Source organism: Nannocystis exedens (assembly GCF_002343915.1).
GTDB lineage: Bacteria > Myxococcota_A > Polyangia > Nannocystales > Nannocystaceae > Nannocystis > Nannocystis exedens.
The window spans coordinates 8,226,588-8,244,445 of sequence record NZ_NETK01000001.1; the positions used below are offsets into that span (position 1 = coordinate 8,226,588).

Consider the following 17,858-nt stretch of genomic DNA (forward strand, 5'->3'; position numbering starts at 1 on the left):
GCTACCCCGGCGGGACGAAATCGGCGCAGGCGACCTCGACGAGGTCGGTTGCCTGCTCGAAGAAAGGCCCGTAGTCGGGTTCCTCCCGGTCGGCGAGCAGGTGGTGGGGGAACATCTTGACCAACTGGCAGGTACGATCGTCTGGATCGCACTCGGGTTCGCCAGCACTCAGAATGCTGAACATGACCACCGACTCCGCGTCGTCGTGCTTAGCCTGGAGCACCGCCGCCGCCCAGTCACCCGGCGAGCCCTTGGATCCTAAGGGTTTGGGACCATAGTCGAAGGTGTTGGAGATAAGCGTCACCATCAGCAACGCGTCGTCGCGGAGGAAACCTTCGTTGCAACTGCCGGGTTTGTTGAGGCCCGGAAGAACCGCCGCCGTGAGCGCCTCGCCGATCCAGTCCCGGCCGTTGCTGCCCACCTGCGCGACGCAGGCGAAGGCGTCGTCGAGGTTGGTCTGCCCCTTGACCATGTAGCGACGGTCGCCGTCGATCGGGCACGGCTTGTTGGGCGCGTCGTCACCCGCGGGGAACACGGTGCCGGCGCCGATTGTGGTGTCGCAGGTCGTTGGGGTGTAGCTGCAGGGATAGCCGGGAACTGGGCATGGCATCGGGCACTGCGCGTCGCACGAACTGGAGCCCCAGTCCGGATCGCCGTCGACGACCATGATGTGGTAGTCGAAGTCGGCGAACTTTGCCTGGATGGTGTCGATGAATTGCGGGAACGCGGCGAGGAGCTGCGTCTGGAAGTAGCTCATGCCGCCGTAGCGCGAGATCACGAACAGGAAGTCGATCTTCCCCTTGCAGCCGGGCGGCTTCGGGTCGCCGAGGTCCTGGTCGGTGCCCACGTCCCAGATCATGGTGGTCCCACCGCTGCTCGCGTCGCCGCTTCCCGAGCCGGTGGACAGCTCGGTCGTCGAGCTCGAGCCGGTGCTGCTCGAGCTGCTACCAGGCGAGCCGCCGATGCTCGAGTCGGCGAGGCCGGTCGAGGTCGTTGACGAGGTCATCGGCGGCATGGTCGTGAACGGCGACGTGTCCGCCTGCGACGGCTGGCAGGCGAGCGCGAGACCGAGGGCGAGGACGATGGGCCGGGACCGTGGCCGCATTCCCGAAGTGTAGCGCGAATCCGGCCCCGCCGACACTTCGCCTCAAGGGGCGCCGCCGAACACCGTCCGGCGTCGGCTGTGCGCGCCGCGAGCACGAGCATTCCGACCGTCGGTTTCCACGCAGGCGGGACTCGATGCGACCGACGACGAGCGAGGCGAAACGACCCTCGCCGCGCGCGCGACCGTAGCCCTCAGCGGGCACGTGCGAGCTTATCGCACGGAATACTGTCGCTCACGAGTGTCGGCAGTAGACCCCCCGACGCCCCCATACCTCGGCGAGGCGACCGCCCGTCACCCTGAAAATCTGCACGTGGCTGTCGGTCGTCCCGCTGGGACTTGAATCCGGCCGATTCCCGACGTGGTGAAGGAGGACAGCCACGAAGTCCTCCTCGGCGACGAGAAAGTCGACGTGCTCCTGGGCGGCGGGGTTCTGTTCCGCGTCGAACCGCAGGCGGCTCATGAAGCCGGCGCGAGTGACGGCCGCCCGGTTGTCCGTGGGATCGTGCTGGACGAAGCTCGGAGCGAGCAGCGTCTCGACGGCCGGAAAGTCCCGCCGGTTGATGGCCTCCTGCAGCGCCCGCACTACCGCCTTGTTGCGCTCGGAGCCTGTCAATGATTTTGAGACAAGGCGCGGGTCTGGTTTAGTGAATGTGAGGATTCGCCGCCCTGGCCGCCCGGCGATGGATCGGTCGTGATGCACCTGTCCGTAAGGACATGGACGTCGTACTCGCGAAGGCCGCGTTCGGGCGGGCGCGGAGGGTTGATGTAGACCGCGGCGGGAGGCCGGCGCGGCGTGGGTCTTCCACGGACAAAGCGCTCGGGGTGGGCGTCGTAGGCGGCGTGGAGGGTTGCTGTCCGGACGGACAGGATGGCCTCGGTGCGGCCGTAGTGCACGTCGGCGGGCGCCAGGAAGGCGATACCGGAGTGGCGGTGGTGATGGTTGTAGCCGTCGACGAAGCGGAGGCAGAAGGCGTGAGCGTCGTCGTAGGAGGCGAAGCGGTCGGGGTAGTCGTGGGTGTACTTGAGGGTCTTGAAGTGGGCCTCCGAGTACGGGTTGTCGTCGCTGACGTGGGGGCGGCTGTGCGAGCGGCGGGCGCCGAGGGCGTCGTAGAGGTCGGCAAGCTCGCGCGCCGTCGAGACGGCTCCGCGATCGGCATGGATGGTCAGTTGCTTCGGTCGAATTTGTTGCTTGTCGCAGGCAGCGCGGATGAGGCGCGCGGCGATGTCGGCGCGCTCGCGGCGCGCCAGGGTCCAGCCGACGACGCAGCGGCTGTAGATGTCGAGCAGGACGTACAGGTAGTAGTATTGTCCCTTCGTCGGTCCTCGCAGCCAGGTCACGTCCCAGGACCACACCTGGTTCGGCGCGGTCGCCAGCAGCTCCGGGCGCTTGTACTCGGGGTGCCGCCGCTGTCGCCGGCGCTCGCGGAGCTCGCCCTCGGCGGCGAGCAGGCGATACATCGTCCGCGCGCTGCACAGCCAGCGCTGCTCGTCGAGCAGGGTCGGCACGATCACCTCGGGCGCCTTGTCGACGAAGCGCTCGCTGTGCAGCAGTTCCAGCACCTCCTGGCGCTCCGCCGCGCTCAGCGCCCGGGGCGACTGCCGCGGCTTTGACGACCGGTACGGCGCGGGACGACGTCGGCGATAGAGGGTCGCCCGCGAGACGCCCAGCGCCTCGCACGCGCGTGGTAGACCTGTCCTCTCGGACAGCTCGCCCGCCTGCGCGATCAGGGCTTCTCGGACGGATCGATCGTAGCGAGCGGGATCCCGAGCAATTGCGAGACTTTCCTAAGAAACTCTTTCCGGGCTCGGAGCCGTGACGAGTTCGAAGCCCAGTCCCCTGGCCCTGCGACGCAGGTTATCCACCGAGCGCTGCCGGTATCGTTCCTCATACGCGCTGGCGCCCGGATCCACGTACGAGATCCCGTAGCGAAGCGTGTTGTAGAAGAGAACGGCCAGCTTTCGCGCCGTGGCGACGACAGCCTTTGCCTTGCCGACTCTCGCTCCAAGCCGGCGGTAAAACGCGCCGAGGGCGGTGCTCGTCTTACCCACGCTGACGGCGGCCATTCGCAACGCGTGAGCTGCACGGTTCGCCGAGCGTCGGGTCTTGGCGCTCAAGACCTTTCCACCCGAGATTTTGCATCCCGGGGCGAGCGTGAGCCAGGAGGTGAAGTGCTTGACCGTGGCCCAGCGGCTCATGTCGGTCCCGCACTCAGCGATGAGGAGAAGCACCACGTTGGGTCCAAACCCATGAATCTGGGTGAGATCGACGCCGAGCAGCGCAGCCACGACACGAGCGATGTCGAATGCCGGGTCATGCTTGTTCTTCCGCGGAGCTTGATGCTTCCGCCGACCACCCCTCGCTTCGCTGCGGACGACGGGCTTCTCGGGTGCCTGCTTCGCTTCAGGATCTCCGGCCGGCAGATGGATCGGCCGACGAAGCGGTTGCAGCGCCTCTTCGATCTTCGCGTCGCATGCTCGCGTCTTAGCCAGGTACACGTCATAGAGCTCGAGTGCCTGCTGGAGCGCAAAAACATGCTCTGGACGGTAGTTGCCGGTGAGCGCCGCGCAAATTTCCTCTTCGGAGGACTTGCATCGCTCGTTGCGGGATGCTGCGAGGACAGCGGGATCGCGCTCCCCGGCGACGATCGCCCGTACGATCTTCATGCCGGTCGCGCCGGTGATGTCGCTGACGACATGGTGGAGCTGCACGTTCATCTGCATCAGCGCCTTCTGCATGTGCTGGACCGAAGATGCCGCAAGTTCTACGAGCCGTGCTCTGTGCCGCACGTACGCCCGTAGCACCGCGACTTCATCGCTGGGACGGAAGCTGCCCCTCAGCAAGCCGTGTTCATGCAGACGCTGAATCCACTGGGCATCAGTAAAATCGGACTTTCGTCCCGGCACGTTCTTCACATGGCTCGCATTCACCAGTAGGACCTCAAGACCCCGCGCTTCAAGGATCTCGAACACTGGGATCCAGTATACGCCGGTCGACTCCATCGCCACAGTCGTCACGCCGAGAGCGACCAGCCAGTCCGCAAGACGGTGCAGGTCTCCGGTGAAGCTCTGGAAGCTGCGGACCGGCTCCGGGTCGCTCTCTGCATGTACCGCTACGACATGAAATGTCGCCCCTACGTCGATGCCGGCTGCCCGCCGGTGGACCACGGGCAATCCGTTCTCGGCTACCCTCGCTCCCTTTCCGACTCCTGCCTTCTCCTTGGTCTTTCGCATCCTTGCTGCTCCTGTCGAAGGCCTCGGAGGGGGGACGGCGGGTTTGTTCATTTTCCTAAACGGGATCGCGGGTGCGTCGCCACTTTCAAGTCCGCTACTGTCCCTGGACCATGTTTTTATCGGGCTGTGGGCTCCAAAAAGTGGCTCTTCAGGGTTTGTGGTGGATACCGCTGACTCAGCGTGTGATCCCGGCAGGATAGAGGTCGAGGCCGCCGAGGTGGAAGTAGATCGCAGCTCGGAAGCGGTCGCGGTTACGGAAGCCGCGGGCGACGTACTTGAGCTTCTGGATGACCGAGTTAAGGCCCTCGGCAGAGGCGTTGGTGATCCGTTCGGTGGCTGCATGGATGATGCCGCCGAGGTGATTTTTGACCATGCGCGCGGCGGCCTTCATCGGCTCCAGGCGAGAGCGGATAGCCCAATCGTACCACATGCCCCATTGGTCCCGCATGTTGCTCGGCGAGGTGTGCTCCCAGACCTCCATCGCCGCCTCCTTGAGCGCCCACGCGCGGGCCGTCCGCAGCGAGCTCGTCCGCAGCGCCTCGAAGTCGTCCCAGACCTCCTTGCTCATCCGTTCGGGGTTGCGCAGCCAGAGGTACTTGGTGCCCTTGAGCCGGTTGTCGCCGAGGCCGTGGAGAGCGCGGTGTTCCTCGCGTCGCACGTGGTCGACGGCTTGACCGAGGCGCGCGGCGACGTGGTACTTGTCGAAGGCGATCTTCGCGTCGCCATCGGGGATGGCCTCGCGGACAGCTTGAATGTAGGGCTCGTGCATGTCCATGACGACCACGGAGACCGCAGCCCTCTCTGGGCGCGAAAAACCGCTCAGGAAGCCCTTGAGGGCCCCCTTGCCGCGTCCGTCGGCGACGTGGATGACCCGCTTGCTGGCGGACTTCGGGTCATGCACGATCGTGACGTACTCGTGGCGCCGCTGGAAGGAGGTCTCGTCGACGGCGAGCATCTCCGGCAGCGCGACCTCGCGGCGCTCGAGTCCGCGTTGTACTGCACGCTCCTGGACGCCGGCCACCTGATCCCACGAGAGCCCGAGGCGCTCCGCGACCACTGCAATCGGCGCATCGCGGAGCCAGTCGATCACCAGCGCCTCGAACAGCGCGGTGAGCCGAGCGCTACCGTCCGCCCATGAGACGCGCATCGTGAGCGTACCGTGCTTCGGGCACGACGTCCGCGGTACGCCGGCTTCGATGATCGTCCGATACTGACACGTATCGAGGTGCCGCCATCGGCGAGTCCGCGTATCGTGACGGGGAACAGCCTGGCCACACTTCGGGCACGTCGTCGGCACATCGGGGTCGTGCTCGACCTCGATGACGATCTGCCCCTGCCCGAGCTGCAGCTTCACCGCAGCAACTCTTTAGGGAGCCTCGATACCGAGAATTCGGGCGTAGAGTTCGGTCTCTGCCATTTCGCGCACGATATCACGGCGCGATTTCGCGCGCAACCTGCGCCACCCTCAACCCTGAAGAGCCCAAAAAGTACTCGGCCTCTCCTCCGTGGGCTCGCTGCGCGTAGCACGACACGAGTTTCAGATCTACAGGTGAGGGCGCGCCCGCACGCCCGTTTTTTTGGACGTCGATGATGAGCTCCGCCGTCTCGAGCTTGTGCTCGAGCTGCGCTACCCGGCGACGCAGGCGCTCCAACTCCTTCTGCTCGGGGTCCTTCTTCGGCTTCGGTCCGCGCTTCTTCGGCTTCAACGCCCCCAGCGTACCCTCGTCCCGCTGCCGCCTCCAGGTTGTCAGGGAACGGGGTAATGGATCGCGTCCGGGACACCCAAGCGGATCGCTGTCGGGGACGGGCAAGCGGATCGCGTTCGGGACGGGCAAGCGGATCGGCGGTGGCGACGCCAGCGGTCGGACCGCCGAAGGTGTGGCCGCCGAGGGCGAGGCCGGGACGTCCGACTGATCCGGTGGCGAAGCCGCCGGGACGGGCAAGCGGATAGCGATCCGGGACGGGCAAGCGGATCCACGGATAGACACAGGTTTTTGGATAGAGAGCCCGGCGCGCATGCAGCCTGATGCATGAGCGCCCACAGGAGCGATATGCATCGATTACAGGAACTCGTCCGATTGCATCGGATGGGCCTCCCGGCGCGCCAGATTGCGAAGGAGCTGGGGATGGGGCCGAACACCGAGCGGCGGTACCGGCAGATTCTCGCGGATGCTGGGCTGCTTGGCGGTGAGCCCGGCGCGCTGCCGGAGCTCGACGTGCTTCGCGCCGCGGTGGAATGTGCATTGCCGGCGCCGGCTCCGCCGCAGCAAGAGGTTTCGTCGGTCGCCGAGTGGCGCGCGGACATCGAGCGCCTGCACGCCGGCGGAGCTCGTCCGGGAGCGATCTACGACTGGCTGCGGCGCGAGAGACCTGGCTTTTCGGGCAGCTATGCGGCCGTGAAGCGCCTGTGCCGGCGGCTCGGAGAGGCGCGGGGTCCAGTCGAGGCCGACGTCGTGATTCCGATCGACGCCCCGCCGGGCGAGGCCCAGGTCGACTTCGGCTACCTCGGCCACCTCTACGATCCCGACAGCGGCCGTCAGCGCAAGGCCTGGGTCTTCCTGCTGGTGCTGGTGCACAGCCGCCGGATGGTCGCGCGGATCGCCTTCGACCAGAGCGCCGAGACGTGGATCCGCCTGCACGTCGAGGCCTTCGAGGAGCTCGGCGGAGCGCCGACGGTGATCGTGCCCGACAACCTCAAGGCCGCCGTCGTGCGGACCGCTTTCGGGATCGACGAGCGCGCCGCGCTGCACCGCAGCTACCGCGAGCTCGCGCGTCACTACGGCTGCCGGATCGATCCGGCGCCGCCTGTTATCGCCGGGCACGATCCGCGCGAATTCGCCGACATGTTTCGCCGACAAACTTCGCCGACGCGTTCCGCCGACAGAGTTTGCCGACGTACTTCGCCGATGCATCTCGCCGCCGCGTTTCGCCGCGCCTGTTTTCGCCGGCCAGCGCGCGCGCCGAGGCCGGCGCCCCGCGGGGCGCCGGCCTGAGCGATGTGGTGCTGGTTACTCCGCGGCGACGGTGTTGGCGCGCTGGGAGCGGCGTGAGCGGCGGTCCTTGGCCTCCTTGAGGCGGTAGGAGTCGCCGGCGATCTCGACGATCTCGGCGTGGTGACAGAGGCGATCGACCAGCGTGCCGACGCAGGTGGCATTGGGAAAGATCGCGCTCCATTCGCTAAATGGCCGATTGGTGGTCACGACAGTGGAGACCCGGCCATATCGCTGATTGAGCACCTCGAAGAGCAGGTCGGCGGAGCGATCGGAGTAGCTGAGGTCGCCGACTTCGTCGACGACCAGGAGCTCGGGTTTGGCGAATCGATGGAGTGGGCGCTTGAGCGCGAGGGCGCCGTCCTGCGAGGCCAGGTCCGTGAGCATCGCCGAGGCCGAGACGAAGCGAGCCGTGTGTCCGAGGCCGAGGGCGTGCAGCGCGAGGTTCTGCGCGAGCATCGTCTTGCCGACGCCGTTGGGGCCGATGAAGACGACGTTGGTCGCATCGCGGAGGAAGTGGAGCTGGAAGAGCTCCTGGATGTGGCCCTGATCGATCTTCTTCGGGTGCTTCCAGTCGAATTCGGCGAGCGGCTTGATCGCGGAGAGCTGCGCGTCGCGGAGGCGCCGCTCGTAGTTCCGGCGCTTGCGCTCGACCTCCTCGATCTCGATGAGGCGCTGCAGCCACGGTTCGCGCGCGTGGGTGTGCCAGTGCGTCAGCACGCCGTGCAGCCCGAGCGCGGCGGCGCGGCGGCGGAGAGGGTCATCATGGTTCGTCGTCATCGTTCTCCTGGTCGGTGCCGGTGAGGAGGTCGTAGTCGGCCAGCGCGTGCGGTCGCACGACGATGTCGCGGAGCCGCGGATCTTGCGGCTGGGCGCCGGGCAATCGCGGGACCGCGTGCCGATCCTGTTGCAGCAGCTGGCGGACGGCGGGGATGTGGACCACGTCGCGCTGGACGCACTCGGTGATCGCCTGTTCCAGAGGACAGGCGCCGTACTCGTCGAGCAGGCGCAGGAGCTGGGCGACGGCGGTGCCCAGGTTGTGGCCCCGCTCCGCGACGCGGATCAGAAACGTCCGGGTGCTGGGCGCGGCGACGACGAGGCGATCGGTGCCGCGGTGCTGCTTGGCGGCGGCCTTGTGCTCGAGGAGCGCGCTCTCGTGCCGCGGATCCTCGACCCGCGCGCCGCGGTCATAGCTCCGCGGGTGATCGGCGACGACGTTCGCGCCGTCGACGATGCGGACCCGGTCGATGCCGGTGACGGCGATGAGCTCGCTCTCGACGTGGCGGTGCGGGACCGAGTAGTCGTTGAGGTCGAAGCGGACGTAGGGTGTCTTGCCGACGTGCACGGGCACGTGCGTCTCGCACGGGAAGGACGCGTCCGGCAGCGGCAGTAGCCGCGTAATCGTCCGACAGACTGCGTCTGGCTCGGCCTCGAGCACCTGGGCTACATCGCGGTCGGATGCTCGCCGAGGGCGATACGGCGGAAGACGTTGGCGGCGAGGAGCTGCTGAGCCTCTGGCTGCTTGAGCGTTTCCTGCCAGGAGGCGGGGGCGAGCTCGAGGACGCGGGGGCGCGGCCAGGAGGGCAGCAGGCACAGGAGGTCGCGGAGGTAGCCGAGGGGCTCGATGCCGTGCATCTGGCAGCTAGTCCGGATTTCTCACCACGGGAAGGAATTCCGGCCGCACTTCCCGAGTTCGAGCGGGTGTGAAACGATTGCTGACCACCCAGGGGTACGGCCGGAACACGACAAGGTGTATCCGCACCGAGTTCGATTTTCAACCGGCCGGGCGGAGGCGTGTCGAGGCCGCCTTCGACGCCGGGCGGGTCAGCTCGGACGGCGGCCTGCTGTTGCTGCGCGAGCTGACCAAGAGTTCAGGTGTGTTTCGGGACTTCGCGGCCTGCTTTCGGGACCACCGCGACCCGAGCCGGGTCGAGCACACCGTCGAGGAACTGCTCGCGCAGCGCGTGCTGGGCCTGCTGTGTGGTTACGAGGACCTGAACGACCACGACGTGCTCCGCGACGATGCCTTGCTCGCGCTGGCGATAGGCAAGGCCGATCCGACCGGCGAGCAGCGCAAGCGGGTGCGCGACCGGGGCCATGCGCTGGCGGGCAAGAGCACGCTGAACCGCCTGGAGCTGGCGAAGCCCACGGTGGCCGGCGACGAGCGCTACAAGAAGATCAGCTACGACGACCACGGGATTCAGCGCCTCTTCGTCGACACCTTCCTGGCCGCGCACGATCGGCCGCCCGCCGAGATCGTCCTCGATCTCGACGCGACGGACGACCCCGTACACGGCAAGCAGGAGGGTCGCTTCTTCCATGGCTTCTACGACAGCTACTGCTACCTGCCGCTGTACGTCTTCTGCGGCGACTTCATCCTTGGCGCCGCGCTGAACACCGCCGACAAGCAGCCAGTCAGCGGCGCGGTCGAGGAGCTCGAGAGGATCGTCAGTCAGATCCTCGCTCGCTGGCCGGCCGTCCGGATCATCGTGCGCGGCGATTCCGGCTTCTGCCGCGACGAGGTCATGCGCTGGTGCGAGGACAACGGCCTCTTCTTCGTCCTCGGCCTGCAGAAGAACTCGCGCCTGATCGCCGAGATCGAGGACGAGATGACGCAGGCCCGCACCACCTCCGAGCAGACCGGCAAGGAAGCACGCGTCTTCAAGGACTTTCGCTACGAGACCAACCGGACGTGGTCGCGAGAGCGCCGGGTGGTCGGCAAGGCCGAGTACACGACGGACAAGGAGAATCCGCGCTTCGTCGCCACCAACCTCTCGCATGACGAGTACGACGCGCGCTCGCTCTACGAGGACCTCTACTGCGCTCGCGGAGACATGGAGAACAGGATCAAGGAGCAGCAACTCGGCCTCTTCGCCGACCGCACCAGCGCCCACACGCTGCGCGCCAACCAGCTCCGCCTGTGGCTCTCGTCCGTCGCCTACATGATCCTCAACGAGCTCCGCCGACTCGCCCTCGCCGGCACCGAGCTCGCCCACGCCCAGGTCTCCACGATCCGCACGCGGCTGCTCAAGATCGGCGCCATCGTCACCGCCTCGGTCCGCAGGATCCGCGTCTCCCTAAGCTCAGTCTTCCCACTCCAGCACGTGTGGTGGCGCGTCCTCGAGAACCTCCACCGTCATCACGTCATGAGACGCTGACGGCCCTCGCCGTCCGTCACACAATGGTGCGCTGCGCTGCGCGCCGGGATTCGTCTGTCCTTATGCGCAGGTCACCCAAAACGCGTAGCCGGCTTTGTAATCCCTCTTACAGCTCGATCTCGCGCCAGCCCCGGGCGTAACGAGCGCGGCCTCGCGGCTCACGTCGACGGCGTCCAACAACCTCCCGCCAAGCCGCTTGACAGCCGCTTGCCGGGCCCCACCTATCCGTGGTGAGAAATCCGGACTAGCCAGCAGGGACACGAAGAGCGTGTTGGCGCGGGCGCCGTCGTCGCTGCCGACGAAGAGCCAGTTTTTGCGACCGACCGCCTCGCGCCGCAGCGCGCGCTCGGAGATGTTGTTGTGGAGGGGCAGACGGCCGTCGTCCAGGAAGCGCCGCAGCGCGGCCTTCTGGTTGGTGGCGTAGGTCAGGGCTGCGGCGAGCGGCGAGCCGTCGAGGGCGACCTCGGCTTGCTGGGCGCACCACGCGAAGAATTCGTCGACGATCGGCGCGGACAGCTTCCGGCGGACCGACTCGCGCCGCTTGCGGCTCTCGTCGGCCAGCTTCTCTTCGACCTTGAAGAGCTTGCGGATCAGCCCGAGCGCGTGCCTGGCGAGCTCCGGCTCAGTGCCCAGCGCCTTGAAGAAGTAGCGCCTGCAGTGAGCCCAGCACGCGACCTCGACGACGGCGCCGTCGCGGAAGAGGTGGTCGTAGACGGTCGCGGCGTCGGAGACGAGATAGCCCTTGTAACCGGCGAGCAGGCGATCGACGGCCTCGCTGTCGTGCCTCGGCGAGAATCGATACAGCACATGCCGGCCCGGGGCGACGAGCACCCAGAAGTGGGCGCGCTGACACTGCTCGGGCGCCTGCACGAGCACCCCGGTCGCGTCGACGCAGACGTACGGCGACAGGAAGGCGTCGGCCATCATCGCGTCGACGAGCGGCTCGACCAGGTCGGCGAGCTGCTGGTGCCAGCTGCAGATCGTCTGACGCGACAGCGGCAGGCCCTCGCGGGCGTGGATCGCCTCCTGGCGGTGGGCGGGCATGTGATCGCCCCAGCGCAGCACGATCGTGTGGGCCAGGAGCCCGGGTCCGGCCAGCCCGCGCTCGATCGGCTTGTCCGGCGGCGGCGCGATCACCACGGGAGGGGTTTCGGGTGTCTCATCGGCCAGCTGGGTCTCGATCGACTCGCTCGCCGGAGCATTCTTGCGGACAAACTTCGGCCGCACGATTCGCGCGACCACCATCGCGCCCGGCCGGCGCTCGACGGTCTCGCTGACGACCTCGCCGATCCGCTCGAAGTTCTCGAGGCCCTCCAGCAGCACCTCCGGCGGCAGGACCTCGACCTCGACGCGCGGCAGCGCCTCCGGCAGCTTGCGCCGCCCGCGACGGCGCCGCCGCGGCTCACACGCATCCGTGGGGCGGGTCGTGCTCGCCTCGTCGTCCTCGTCTCCGTCGAGCTCCTCGGCCAGCGCGTCGTCGAGGTTATCCTCGTCCGCGCTCGCCTCGGCTTCGTCCGGGCCGAGCAGCATGCCCAGGAGGCGCATCGACAGCTGCGCCTCCTCGTCGCCCTGGAAGCGCTCGGCCTTCTTCCCGACGACGATCCCCTTCTCGAGCAGCCGACAGCGCTCGAGCAATTGCATGTAGAGCGCCCGGTACTGCTCGCGGTCCGAGGACGCCTTCGACAGCGCCTCGCGCAGCGCGAGCAGTTCGCCCTCCTTGCTCTCGAGTTCGCTGCGCAGGAGCTCGATCTCGCTCACGCGTCCTTACTACTCGTTCGCGCGCCCACGTCAAGAGCGTTTTCACGCCCGCGTCCTGGATGCCGCGGGACGCCCCGCAGCAGCGCACCGAGGCTCTTTTCGTCGATCTCGATCGAGCGCTGCGACGGGCTCGCGGCCTTCGGCGCCGTCGTCGTCGCGCGGTGCAGTCGCTTGTACAGCACCGCGAAGCCGTTGTGGTCCCACCACAGCAGCTTGAGCCTATCGGCGCGCCGGCCCAGGAACACGAAGACCGCGCCGCTCCGCGGATCGTCGCCCATCTCCGCCCGCACCGCCAGCGCCAGCCGATCGAATCCTCTCCGCATGTCCTGCGGCTCGGTGCACACGAAGACGCGGACGTTCTTCGGGATCATCCGCGCCGTCCTCCCACCGCGCCGAGCACCCGCGCGAGCATCTCGCCGTCGACCTCGCCGCGGACCCGCACCACCGCACCGCCGAGCTCGACCTCGATGACTCCGGTCTCCGCCACCAACGCCGCTGCCACCTGTTTCGTCACCTCCACGAAGTCGCGCTCGCCCGCCGCTGCGCGGGGCCTCGCCGGCGTCGCTCCCGTCCGAGCTCGCTGCCGCAGCTTCCACCGCCAGCCCGCCAGCGTGTGCGGGTTGACGCCGATCTGCTTCGCATACTCCCGGCAGCTCCGCCCGCTCGCCTCGAGGGCCTCGACCCGCTTCTCCCAGATCGCCGGATCCGCCACCTTGCTCGCCGTCACAGCTGCCTCCACTCCCGGAGCCGACGCGCCCGCTCCTGCGGTGTCATCGGCCGGAAGTCGATCCGGTAGCCGCCGCTCACGCCTCGAACCTCCCACTTCATGTCGTCCGGTACCAGCAACGCGAAGCTACCCCGCTTCACCGGCTGCGGCGCCAGCACGACCGCGCCGCGCTCTTCCTTCAAGTCGTTACGCTTCCTCGACATCGATCCTCCTCGAGGGGCCTTGTAGCTGCTCGAGGATCTCGATTCACGACGCAGTCTTCCGGACGGATACGTAGCCGCGGCTGCTCCTCGGCGAAGGCCTCGCGGACGGTGCGGGTCTGATCCTCGGGCCAGCGCCGATCCATCGCGGGGCCGTCGCAGAAGGCCTCGAGCTGGGCGTTGAGGTCGTCCAGTCCGTCGAAGGGTCGGGCCGCGAAGAATGCCTCACGAAGGTAGCGGATCGCTCGCTCGACGCGACCCTTCTCGTTGCCTCGCCGCGGTCCGCAGGCCCGCGGGGCGAAGCGATAGTGGGTGGCGAGATTCAGCAGCGTGGGGTTGAAGCGAATGGCGTCACCCCGCCGCTCGACCACGGCGCTCTTGAGGTTGTCGTAGAGCAGCTCCCGCGGCACCCCGCCGAGACGCTCGAGGACGTAGACGTGGCCGGCGAGGAAGACCGGCATCTGCGACCCGAGGTAGAAGCGCGCGACCAGTCGACGCGACCAGCTCAGGACGACCACGAATGCCATCAGCGGGCGCTCGGCGCGGCCGATCTTCAGCGTCCCGAAGTCAGCCCAGTCGACCTGCGCCTGTTCGCCGGGCAAGGTCCGGAGTCGCAGGAATGCCTCGCCCTTCGGACGGGCCCGCAGCCGCGCCACGACCTCGCGCAGGCGCGACCTCTGGCCGGGATAGCCGCGTTCCTTGAGCATGGCGAGCAGCCGGCTCGAGGACAGCGTCGGGTACGCGGCGAGCGTCTCGCGGATGAAGGGGAGGTACGGATCGACGATCGACGGCCGCTCGCTCAGCGTCGGGCCCATGAGCTCCTTGCGGCCGAGCACGCGACGGACGACGCTGTGATGAATCGTGAGCTGACGAGCAATGGTCCCGATCGGCCAGTGCTCCGCAGAATGGAGACGCACGATCTCCGCCTCGATCTCGGGGGTCATCCGCTTCATGGCTCACCTCGGTCCGTCACGCGGACGCCGATCGACGCCCGCACCAGGGGGCTTGGGGGCACGAGGAGCCCGGGGACGGCGCGGGCGCTGCCGGATCCATCCGCCAGATCCGCGTCCACATCGCACGCAAGCAGGAGTGGCGGGCCTTGCCACAAGGCCAGGCCCTCCAGGATGTGCCGCAGCGCCAGCCTCTCCTCGCCCAGGTACGGCAGGTCCGCTTCGAGCAGTCGCCGCGACCGCGATGTCACGGTCAGCCTCGCCCGGCTGTCCTTCAGGACAAGTTCCGAGCGCCATGGTCTTTCCAGCATGTGGTTCCTCGCTCCTGCGCGCGCCGACCACCTCCGTGGTGGTCTCGGCCGCGTCACTCCGGAGCCTGCCGTCGCCCTCGCTTGCGGGAAGACCCTGATGCGTCACTTTCTGCCGGACCGCTTCGCGGTACCGTCGCTGGCGCGCGGCGTGCCGACGGGCCCCAGCGGTGGTTTGTTGGTATCGACGACCGGCCAGGCGCAGTGATTCCCGCCGCTTCGCCCCGGCACAAACTGGCCCACAGTACAGGTCACCTCGATCACACCGGCGGCACAGCACGACGAGCTGTCGGCACCGCCCGCACAGAAATGCTCGGAATCCCCGCTCGTCGTCGATGGCGTCGCCACTCCGCCGTCGACATCCACTTGCCTTCCTGAGATCGCCGCGGTACCTTCACCCGTCGATCATCGCCTGACCTTAGGGTCATCTTCGACACCGAGCGCTGCGGGCTGCCACACACCGCAGCGCTCACCCTTTTCTTGACGGCAGCACCTCTCTACCCGCAGCGCCGTTCCCGTCCGCGAATTCAACCCAAGGACCAGCTGGCCTGGTTCACCCTCGGCCCGATTGGTGGGCTGGCTTACACATCAGGCAGGAGCCGCCGAGCCGCTGCGACACCGGCGGCATGTCTCGTCGGCGAATTCACGCGGATCCTGGCCGGCGCTAACGCGCATGGTTTCACGGTCAACTCGACGGCGGCGCCGGCACCCTGACCAACGCCGATGGTGCCGCCGTCGACCTCGATATCAACGGCGACCACTTCAGCGCCGAACTCCGCGGCGAAGGCGTTACCTACGGCCCTACGATTTCACCAGTACCTCCGTCGTGGGCGACTACGCCGGCCTCTACTGGGGTCAGGCCGACGGCTGGGTCGGCGGCTGGATCGTCGACGAGAGGACCCATTGCCAATACCCGACGGCGGGCAGCACGTGATCGACGAGCAGCGCGGCGCCTTCGGCCATCCGCCGGCCCATGCACGACGGACAGAACCCGCGGCCCCGACACGCGAAGGGTACCCGCAGCTCGTCCCCGCAGGTGCGGCAGGCCGTCCGCACGAAGCCTCGAGCGAAGTCGCCGCACCCCGCGAACCCTTCGAGCTCGGCCTTCACGAACTCCGGCAACGGACCATGGCTGCTCTCCTCGAGGCGCGCGAGGAAGTCGGCGAGGTGCCGGCGCACCAGCACCGCGGCATCGCAGTCGTGGGTCTGCCGTGGGACATAGACGCCCGGCCTCGCGCACGCGGGCATGGCGCCCGTCTCTGCACCGCGCGGCCGCTCGCGACTGCTCACCAAGTCGCCGTGGGCGCTGCTGAACCGGCGCGCCGCATCGCCGCGCCCTGGCTTGCGGGCTGGACGGGTGGCCTGCAGATGGGCCGCCCACGGGGCGCGGGACCTGGAGCGTCTCCAGTATCTCTCCACGAGACAGGTCGAAGCCCGTGAGTCCTGGGGACTCACGGGCTCTCAAGCACTAGCAGAATTTCTGTGCCAGGACGCGGACTTGGGGCGAAGGCGAGCGCGATCAAAGGGTTGGCGAAGTCCGGGTCTCACTGCTCGAAACAATAGATTCGCCGGGTGCCGGCGCAGGTGAGCGGTTGGTCGGCCTTCGACCAGGTCGCGTTGGTGGCGGAGAAGCTGCCGGTCTCGCCGTGGTAGGTTTGGGTCGTGGTAAAGCCGCCGCACATGTAGAGGGCGGCGGTGCCGTCGGCGTTGGTGCCGGTCCACACGCCGGCGCCGTTGGCGGCAGTGCCGAATTCGGTGAGGCTGATCGGCGCGTCGAGCGTGCCGTCGAGCAGGTCGGCCCAGTCGTCGGCGATGATGATGCCATCGACCCGCGCGTAGCCGCTGGTCGACGGGGTGAAGCGGGTCAGCGGTGTGCTCGTGGCGCTGCTGAGCCAGGCCTGCCACGTGCCGCCGAGCCCTGCGGCGGCGGCCCGGGCCGTACATGACGCCGCGGCCCCGTCGAGTCCGCCCATGTTCCCGGTGTAATACGTGCTGCTGACGAACACGCGCTTGGGCACGGTGCAGTTGGCGTTACACCCGTCACCGCTGACGTTGTTGCCATCGTCGCAGGTCTCGCCGGGAGCGACGATACCGTCGCCGCAGACGGCGCTGGTGCAGTCCGACCGGCAGGCCTGAGCGGGGCCGTTGTTCTCGCCGTCGTCGCACTCCTCGCCGGGATCGACGATCGCGTTGCCGCATTCCTCGAACTCGCACAGCGGGCTGCAGCCGTCGCCGCCGACGTCGTTGCCGTCGTCACAAGCCTCGACCGGGCCGAGGTCGCCGTCACCGCATACGTCGAGGATACAGGCGGCGTTGCAGGCGTGGCCGGGGCCGTTGCCCGCGCCGTCGTCGCACTCCTCCGCGCCGCTGCCCTCGCTGTGGACGAGGCCGTCGCCGCAGGTCGCGAGGGCGCAGGCGAGGGTGCAATCGCCGGCGTCGCTGTTGGCGGCACCGTCGTCGCAGGCCTCGTCGAGCTGAACGAGGCCGTCGCCGCAGACGGACAGGACGCAGGTGTTGCGGCATTCGTCGTCGTCGACCGCGTTGCCGTCGTCGCAGGCCTCGCCGGGTTGGACGAGGCCGTCGCCGCAGGTGGGAAGGGCGCAGGCATTGCTGCATTCGTCGTTGTCGACGGCGTCGCCGTCATCGCAGGCCTCGTCCGGGCCGACGAGTCCGTCGCCGCACACGTTGTGCTGGCATTCGAGCGTGCAGGCGCGGTCGTCGCCGTTGCCCGGTCCGTCGTCGCACTCCTCGTAAGGGCTGATGTCGCCGTCGCCGCAGACGTTGAACGTACAGTTCGTGCGACAGACCTGGCCCGGGCCGTTGGCCGCGCCGTGGTCGCATTGCTCGCCGGGGTCGAGCAGGCCATCGCCGCAGGCGTCGGGCGAGGAGACGTCGACGTGAAGGGAGATCTCGAAGGTGGAGTCGCAGCCGAGCGGCACGAGTTGCAGCGCGGCGGCGAGGAGGCCAGGGTGAAAGAAACGCTCGGAGGGGAACTTCGTGGGCATGGGGTCGTGATTCCTGGTGGTTGTTTCTCGGAGTCGGCGCAGTACGGCGCGGACGGTCGCTGCAGCAGTCGACCGTCGGAGCTCGTCGATTCACCGAAATTTCGAGGGACGCTCCTGCGATGAATCGTGATCGCACCATTCGAAGCAATGGGCGAGCTGCGGACGCGCGCCGCGTTCAGCAAGGTCAGGCGGGCGACCATAGGCCCGTCACCGAGACCGGGAACGGAGCTTCATTCTCGGCGATCTTCGGAAGGCCGCGAAAATTCGATTCGATGATGTCGCTGGCCGGCTTCGCATCGCTACCGATTTCAGCCGTGAAGTGGAATGAAGCGCGTGGCGTGGCGCGTCGATCCTGGTTCGCCATCGAGGATCCGGGCGCTCGAAGGTCGAGCGGTCTCGGTTCGACGCGACGCGACCGGCGCGGCG

21 protein-coding genes are annotated in these 17,858 nt (G+C 67.9%); 3 read left to right on the forward strand and 18 right to left on the reverse strand.

Going from position 1 to position 17,858, the window contains the following annotated elements:
• Position 1: 1 nt before the first annotated feature.
• Positions 2-859, reverse strand: a complete 858-nt coding sequence (locus NAEX_RS32390) for a hypothetical protein (protein ID WP_096331350.1) — start codon at positions 857-859, stop codon at positions 2-4.
• A 1-nt stretch (position 860) separates the two neighbouring features.
• Here NAEX_RS32390 and NAEX_RS52355 point away from each other — a divergent pair, with 1 nt between their 5' ends.
• Complete coding sequence (locus NAEX_RS52355; RefSeq protein ID WP_143141563.1) at positions 861-1,118, forward strand: hypothetical protein; 258 nt, start codon at positions 861-863, stop codon at positions 1,116-1,118.
• A gap of 219 nt (positions 1,119-1,337) precedes the next feature.
• Here NAEX_RS52355 and NAEX_RS32400 read toward each other — a convergent pair whose 3' ends face one another.
• The 5 genes from NAEX_RS32400 to NAEX_RS54730 all read right to left on the reverse strand — a co-directional run bounded on the left by NAEX_RS32400 (position 1,338) and on the right by NAEX_RS54730 (position 6,042).
• On the reverse strand, positions 1,338-1,718 hold the full coding sequence (locus NAEX_RS32400) for a nuclear transport factor 2 family protein (protein WP_170136171.1): 381 nt from the start codon (positions 1,716-1,718) through the stop codon (positions 1,338-1,340).
• Positions 1,715-2,878, reverse strand: a complete 1,164-nt coding sequence (locus tag NAEX_RS32405) for an IS3 family transposase (RefSeq protein ID WP_245913978.1) — start codon at positions 2,876-2,878, stop codon at positions 1,715-1,717. The genes NAEX_RS32400 and NAEX_RS32405 overlap by 4 nt, the downstream gene beginning before the upstream one ends.
• 12 nt (positions 2,879-2,890) lie before the next feature.
• On the reverse strand, positions 2,891-4,336 hold the full coding sequence (locus NAEX_RS32410) for an IS110 family RNA-guided transposase (RefSeq protein WP_096331353.1): 1,446 nt from the start codon (positions 4,334-4,336) through the stop codon (positions 2,891-2,893).
• Between the two features lie 175 nt (positions 4,337-4,511).
• Positions 4,512-5,690, reverse strand: coding sequence for an ISL3 family transposase (locus NAEX_RS32415; RefSeq protein ID WP_096331354.1), 1,179 nt, complete (start codon positions 5,688-5,690; stop codon positions 4,512-4,514).
• A gap of 76 nt (positions 5,691-5,766) precedes the next feature.
• Positions 5,767-6,042: a hypothetical protein gene (locus NAEX_RS54730; RefSeq protein WP_143825669.1), complete on the reverse strand. Its 276-nt coding sequence runs from the start codon at positions 6,040-6,042 to the stop codon at positions 5,767-5,769.
• A 510-nt stretch (positions 6,043-6,552) separates the two neighbouring features.
• Between NAEX_RS54730 and NAEX_RS51045 the strand changes: the two genes are divergently transcribed.
• Positions 6,553-7,329, forward strand: coding sequence for a DDE-type integrase/transposase/recombinase (locus tag NAEX_RS51045; RefSeq protein WP_211302512.1), 777 nt, complete (start codon positions 6,553-6,555; stop codon positions 7,327-7,329).
• A gap of 15 nt (positions 7,330-7,344) precedes the next feature.
• On the opposite strand, the gene istB is transcribed toward NAEX_RS51045, so the two are convergent.
• Genes istB through NAEX_RS52360 form a run of 3 tightly spaced genes read right to left on the reverse strand, consistent with a single transcriptional unit; the run spans position 7,345 to position 8,961 of the window.
• Complete coding sequence (istB, locus tag NAEX_RS32425; RefSeq protein WP_096331356.1) at positions 7,345-8,106, reverse strand: IS21-like element helper ATPase IstB; 762 nt, start codon at positions 8,104-8,106, stop codon at positions 7,345-7,347.
• The gene (locus tag NAEX_RS32430; RefSeq protein ID WP_096331357.1) at positions 8,090-8,764 is read right to left on the reverse strand and encodes a Mu transposase domain-containing protein; all 675 of its coding nucleotides are present in this window, start codon (positions 8,762-8,764) and stop codon (positions 8,090-8,092) included. Before NAEX_RS32430 ends, istB begins: the two co-directional genes overlap by 17 nt.
• Before the next feature lie 5 nt (positions 8,765-8,769).
• Positions 8,770-8,961, reverse strand: a complete 192-nt coding sequence (locus tag NAEX_RS52360; RefSeq protein WP_096331358.1) for a hypothetical protein — start codon at positions 8,959-8,961, stop codon at positions 8,770-8,772.
• Between the two features lie 80 nt (positions 8,962-9,041).
• On the opposite strand from NAEX_RS52360, the gene NAEX_RS32440 reads away from it, so the two are divergent.
• Positions 9,042-10,484: an IS1380 family transposase gene (locus tag NAEX_RS32440; protein ID WP_143825747.1), complete on the forward strand. Its 1,443-nt coding sequence runs from the start codon at positions 9,042-9,044 to the stop codon at positions 10,482-10,484.
• A gap of 60 nt (positions 10,485-10,544) precedes the next feature.
• On the opposite strand, the gene tnpC is transcribed toward NAEX_RS32440, so the two are convergent.
• The 9 genes from tnpC to NAEX_RS48615 form a co-directional block, all read right to left on the reverse strand.
• Positions 10,545-12,242 (reverse strand): IS66 family transposase, encoded by a 1,698-nt coding sequence (gene tnpC / locus NAEX_RS32445; protein ID WP_096331359.1) that lies wholly within the window; start codon positions 12,240-12,242, stop codon positions 10,545-10,547.
• Positions 12,239-12,613: an IS66 family insertion sequence element accessory protein TnpB gene (tnpB, locus tag NAEX_RS32450; protein ID WP_096325695.1), complete on the reverse strand. Its 375-nt coding sequence runs from the start codon at positions 12,611-12,613 to the stop codon at positions 12,239-12,241. The genes tnpC and tnpB overlap by 4 nt, the downstream gene beginning before the upstream one ends.
• The gene (gene tnpA / locus NAEX_RS32455; protein ID WP_096327575.1) at positions 12,610-12,969 is read right to left on the reverse strand and encodes an IS66 family insertion sequence element accessory protein TnpA; all 360 of its coding nucleotides are present in this window, start codon (positions 12,967-12,969) and stop codon (positions 12,610-12,612) included. Before tnpA ends, tnpB begins: the two co-directional genes overlap by 4 nt.
• Entirely contained in the window at positions 12,966-13,151 is a 186-nt protein-coding gene (locus tag NAEX_RS51055; protein ID WP_096331360.1) for a hypothetical protein, read from the reverse strand. Before NAEX_RS51055 ends, tnpA begins: the two co-directional genes overlap by 4 nt.
• Positions 13,148-14,122: an IS21 family transposase gene (gene istA, locus NAEX_RS32465; RefSeq protein ID WP_143825671.1), complete on the reverse strand. Its 975-nt coding sequence runs from the start codon at positions 14,120-14,122 to the stop codon at positions 13,148-13,150. The genes NAEX_RS51055 and istA overlap by 4 nt, the downstream gene beginning before the upstream one ends.
• Entirely contained in the window at positions 14,119-14,430 is a 312-nt protein-coding gene (locus NAEX_RS32470; RefSeq protein WP_096331361.1) for a hypothetical protein, read from the reverse strand. The genes istA and NAEX_RS32470 overlap by 4 nt, the downstream gene beginning before the upstream one ends.
• A gap of 852 nt (positions 14,431-15,282) precedes the next feature.
• The gene (locus NAEX_RS32475; protein ID WP_096331362.1) at positions 15,283-15,675 is read right to left on the reverse strand and encodes a transposase zinc-binding domain-containing protein; all 393 of its coding nucleotides are present in this window, start codon (positions 15,673-15,675) and stop codon (positions 15,283-15,285) included.
• A 296-nt stretch (positions 15,676-15,971) separates the two neighbouring features.
• Entirely contained in the window at positions 15,972-17,432 is a 1,461-nt protein-coding gene (locus NAEX_RS32480; protein ID WP_096331363.1) for a DUF4215 domain-containing protein, read from the reverse strand.
• Positions 17,433-17,616: 184 nt separating this feature from the next.
• A complete protein-coding gene (locus NAEX_RS48615) occupies positions 17,617-17,796 on the reverse strand; it encodes a hypothetical protein (protein WP_143141417.1) in 180 nt (59 codons plus the stop codon).
• Between the last annotated feature and the right edge of the window lie 62 nt (positions 17,797-17,858).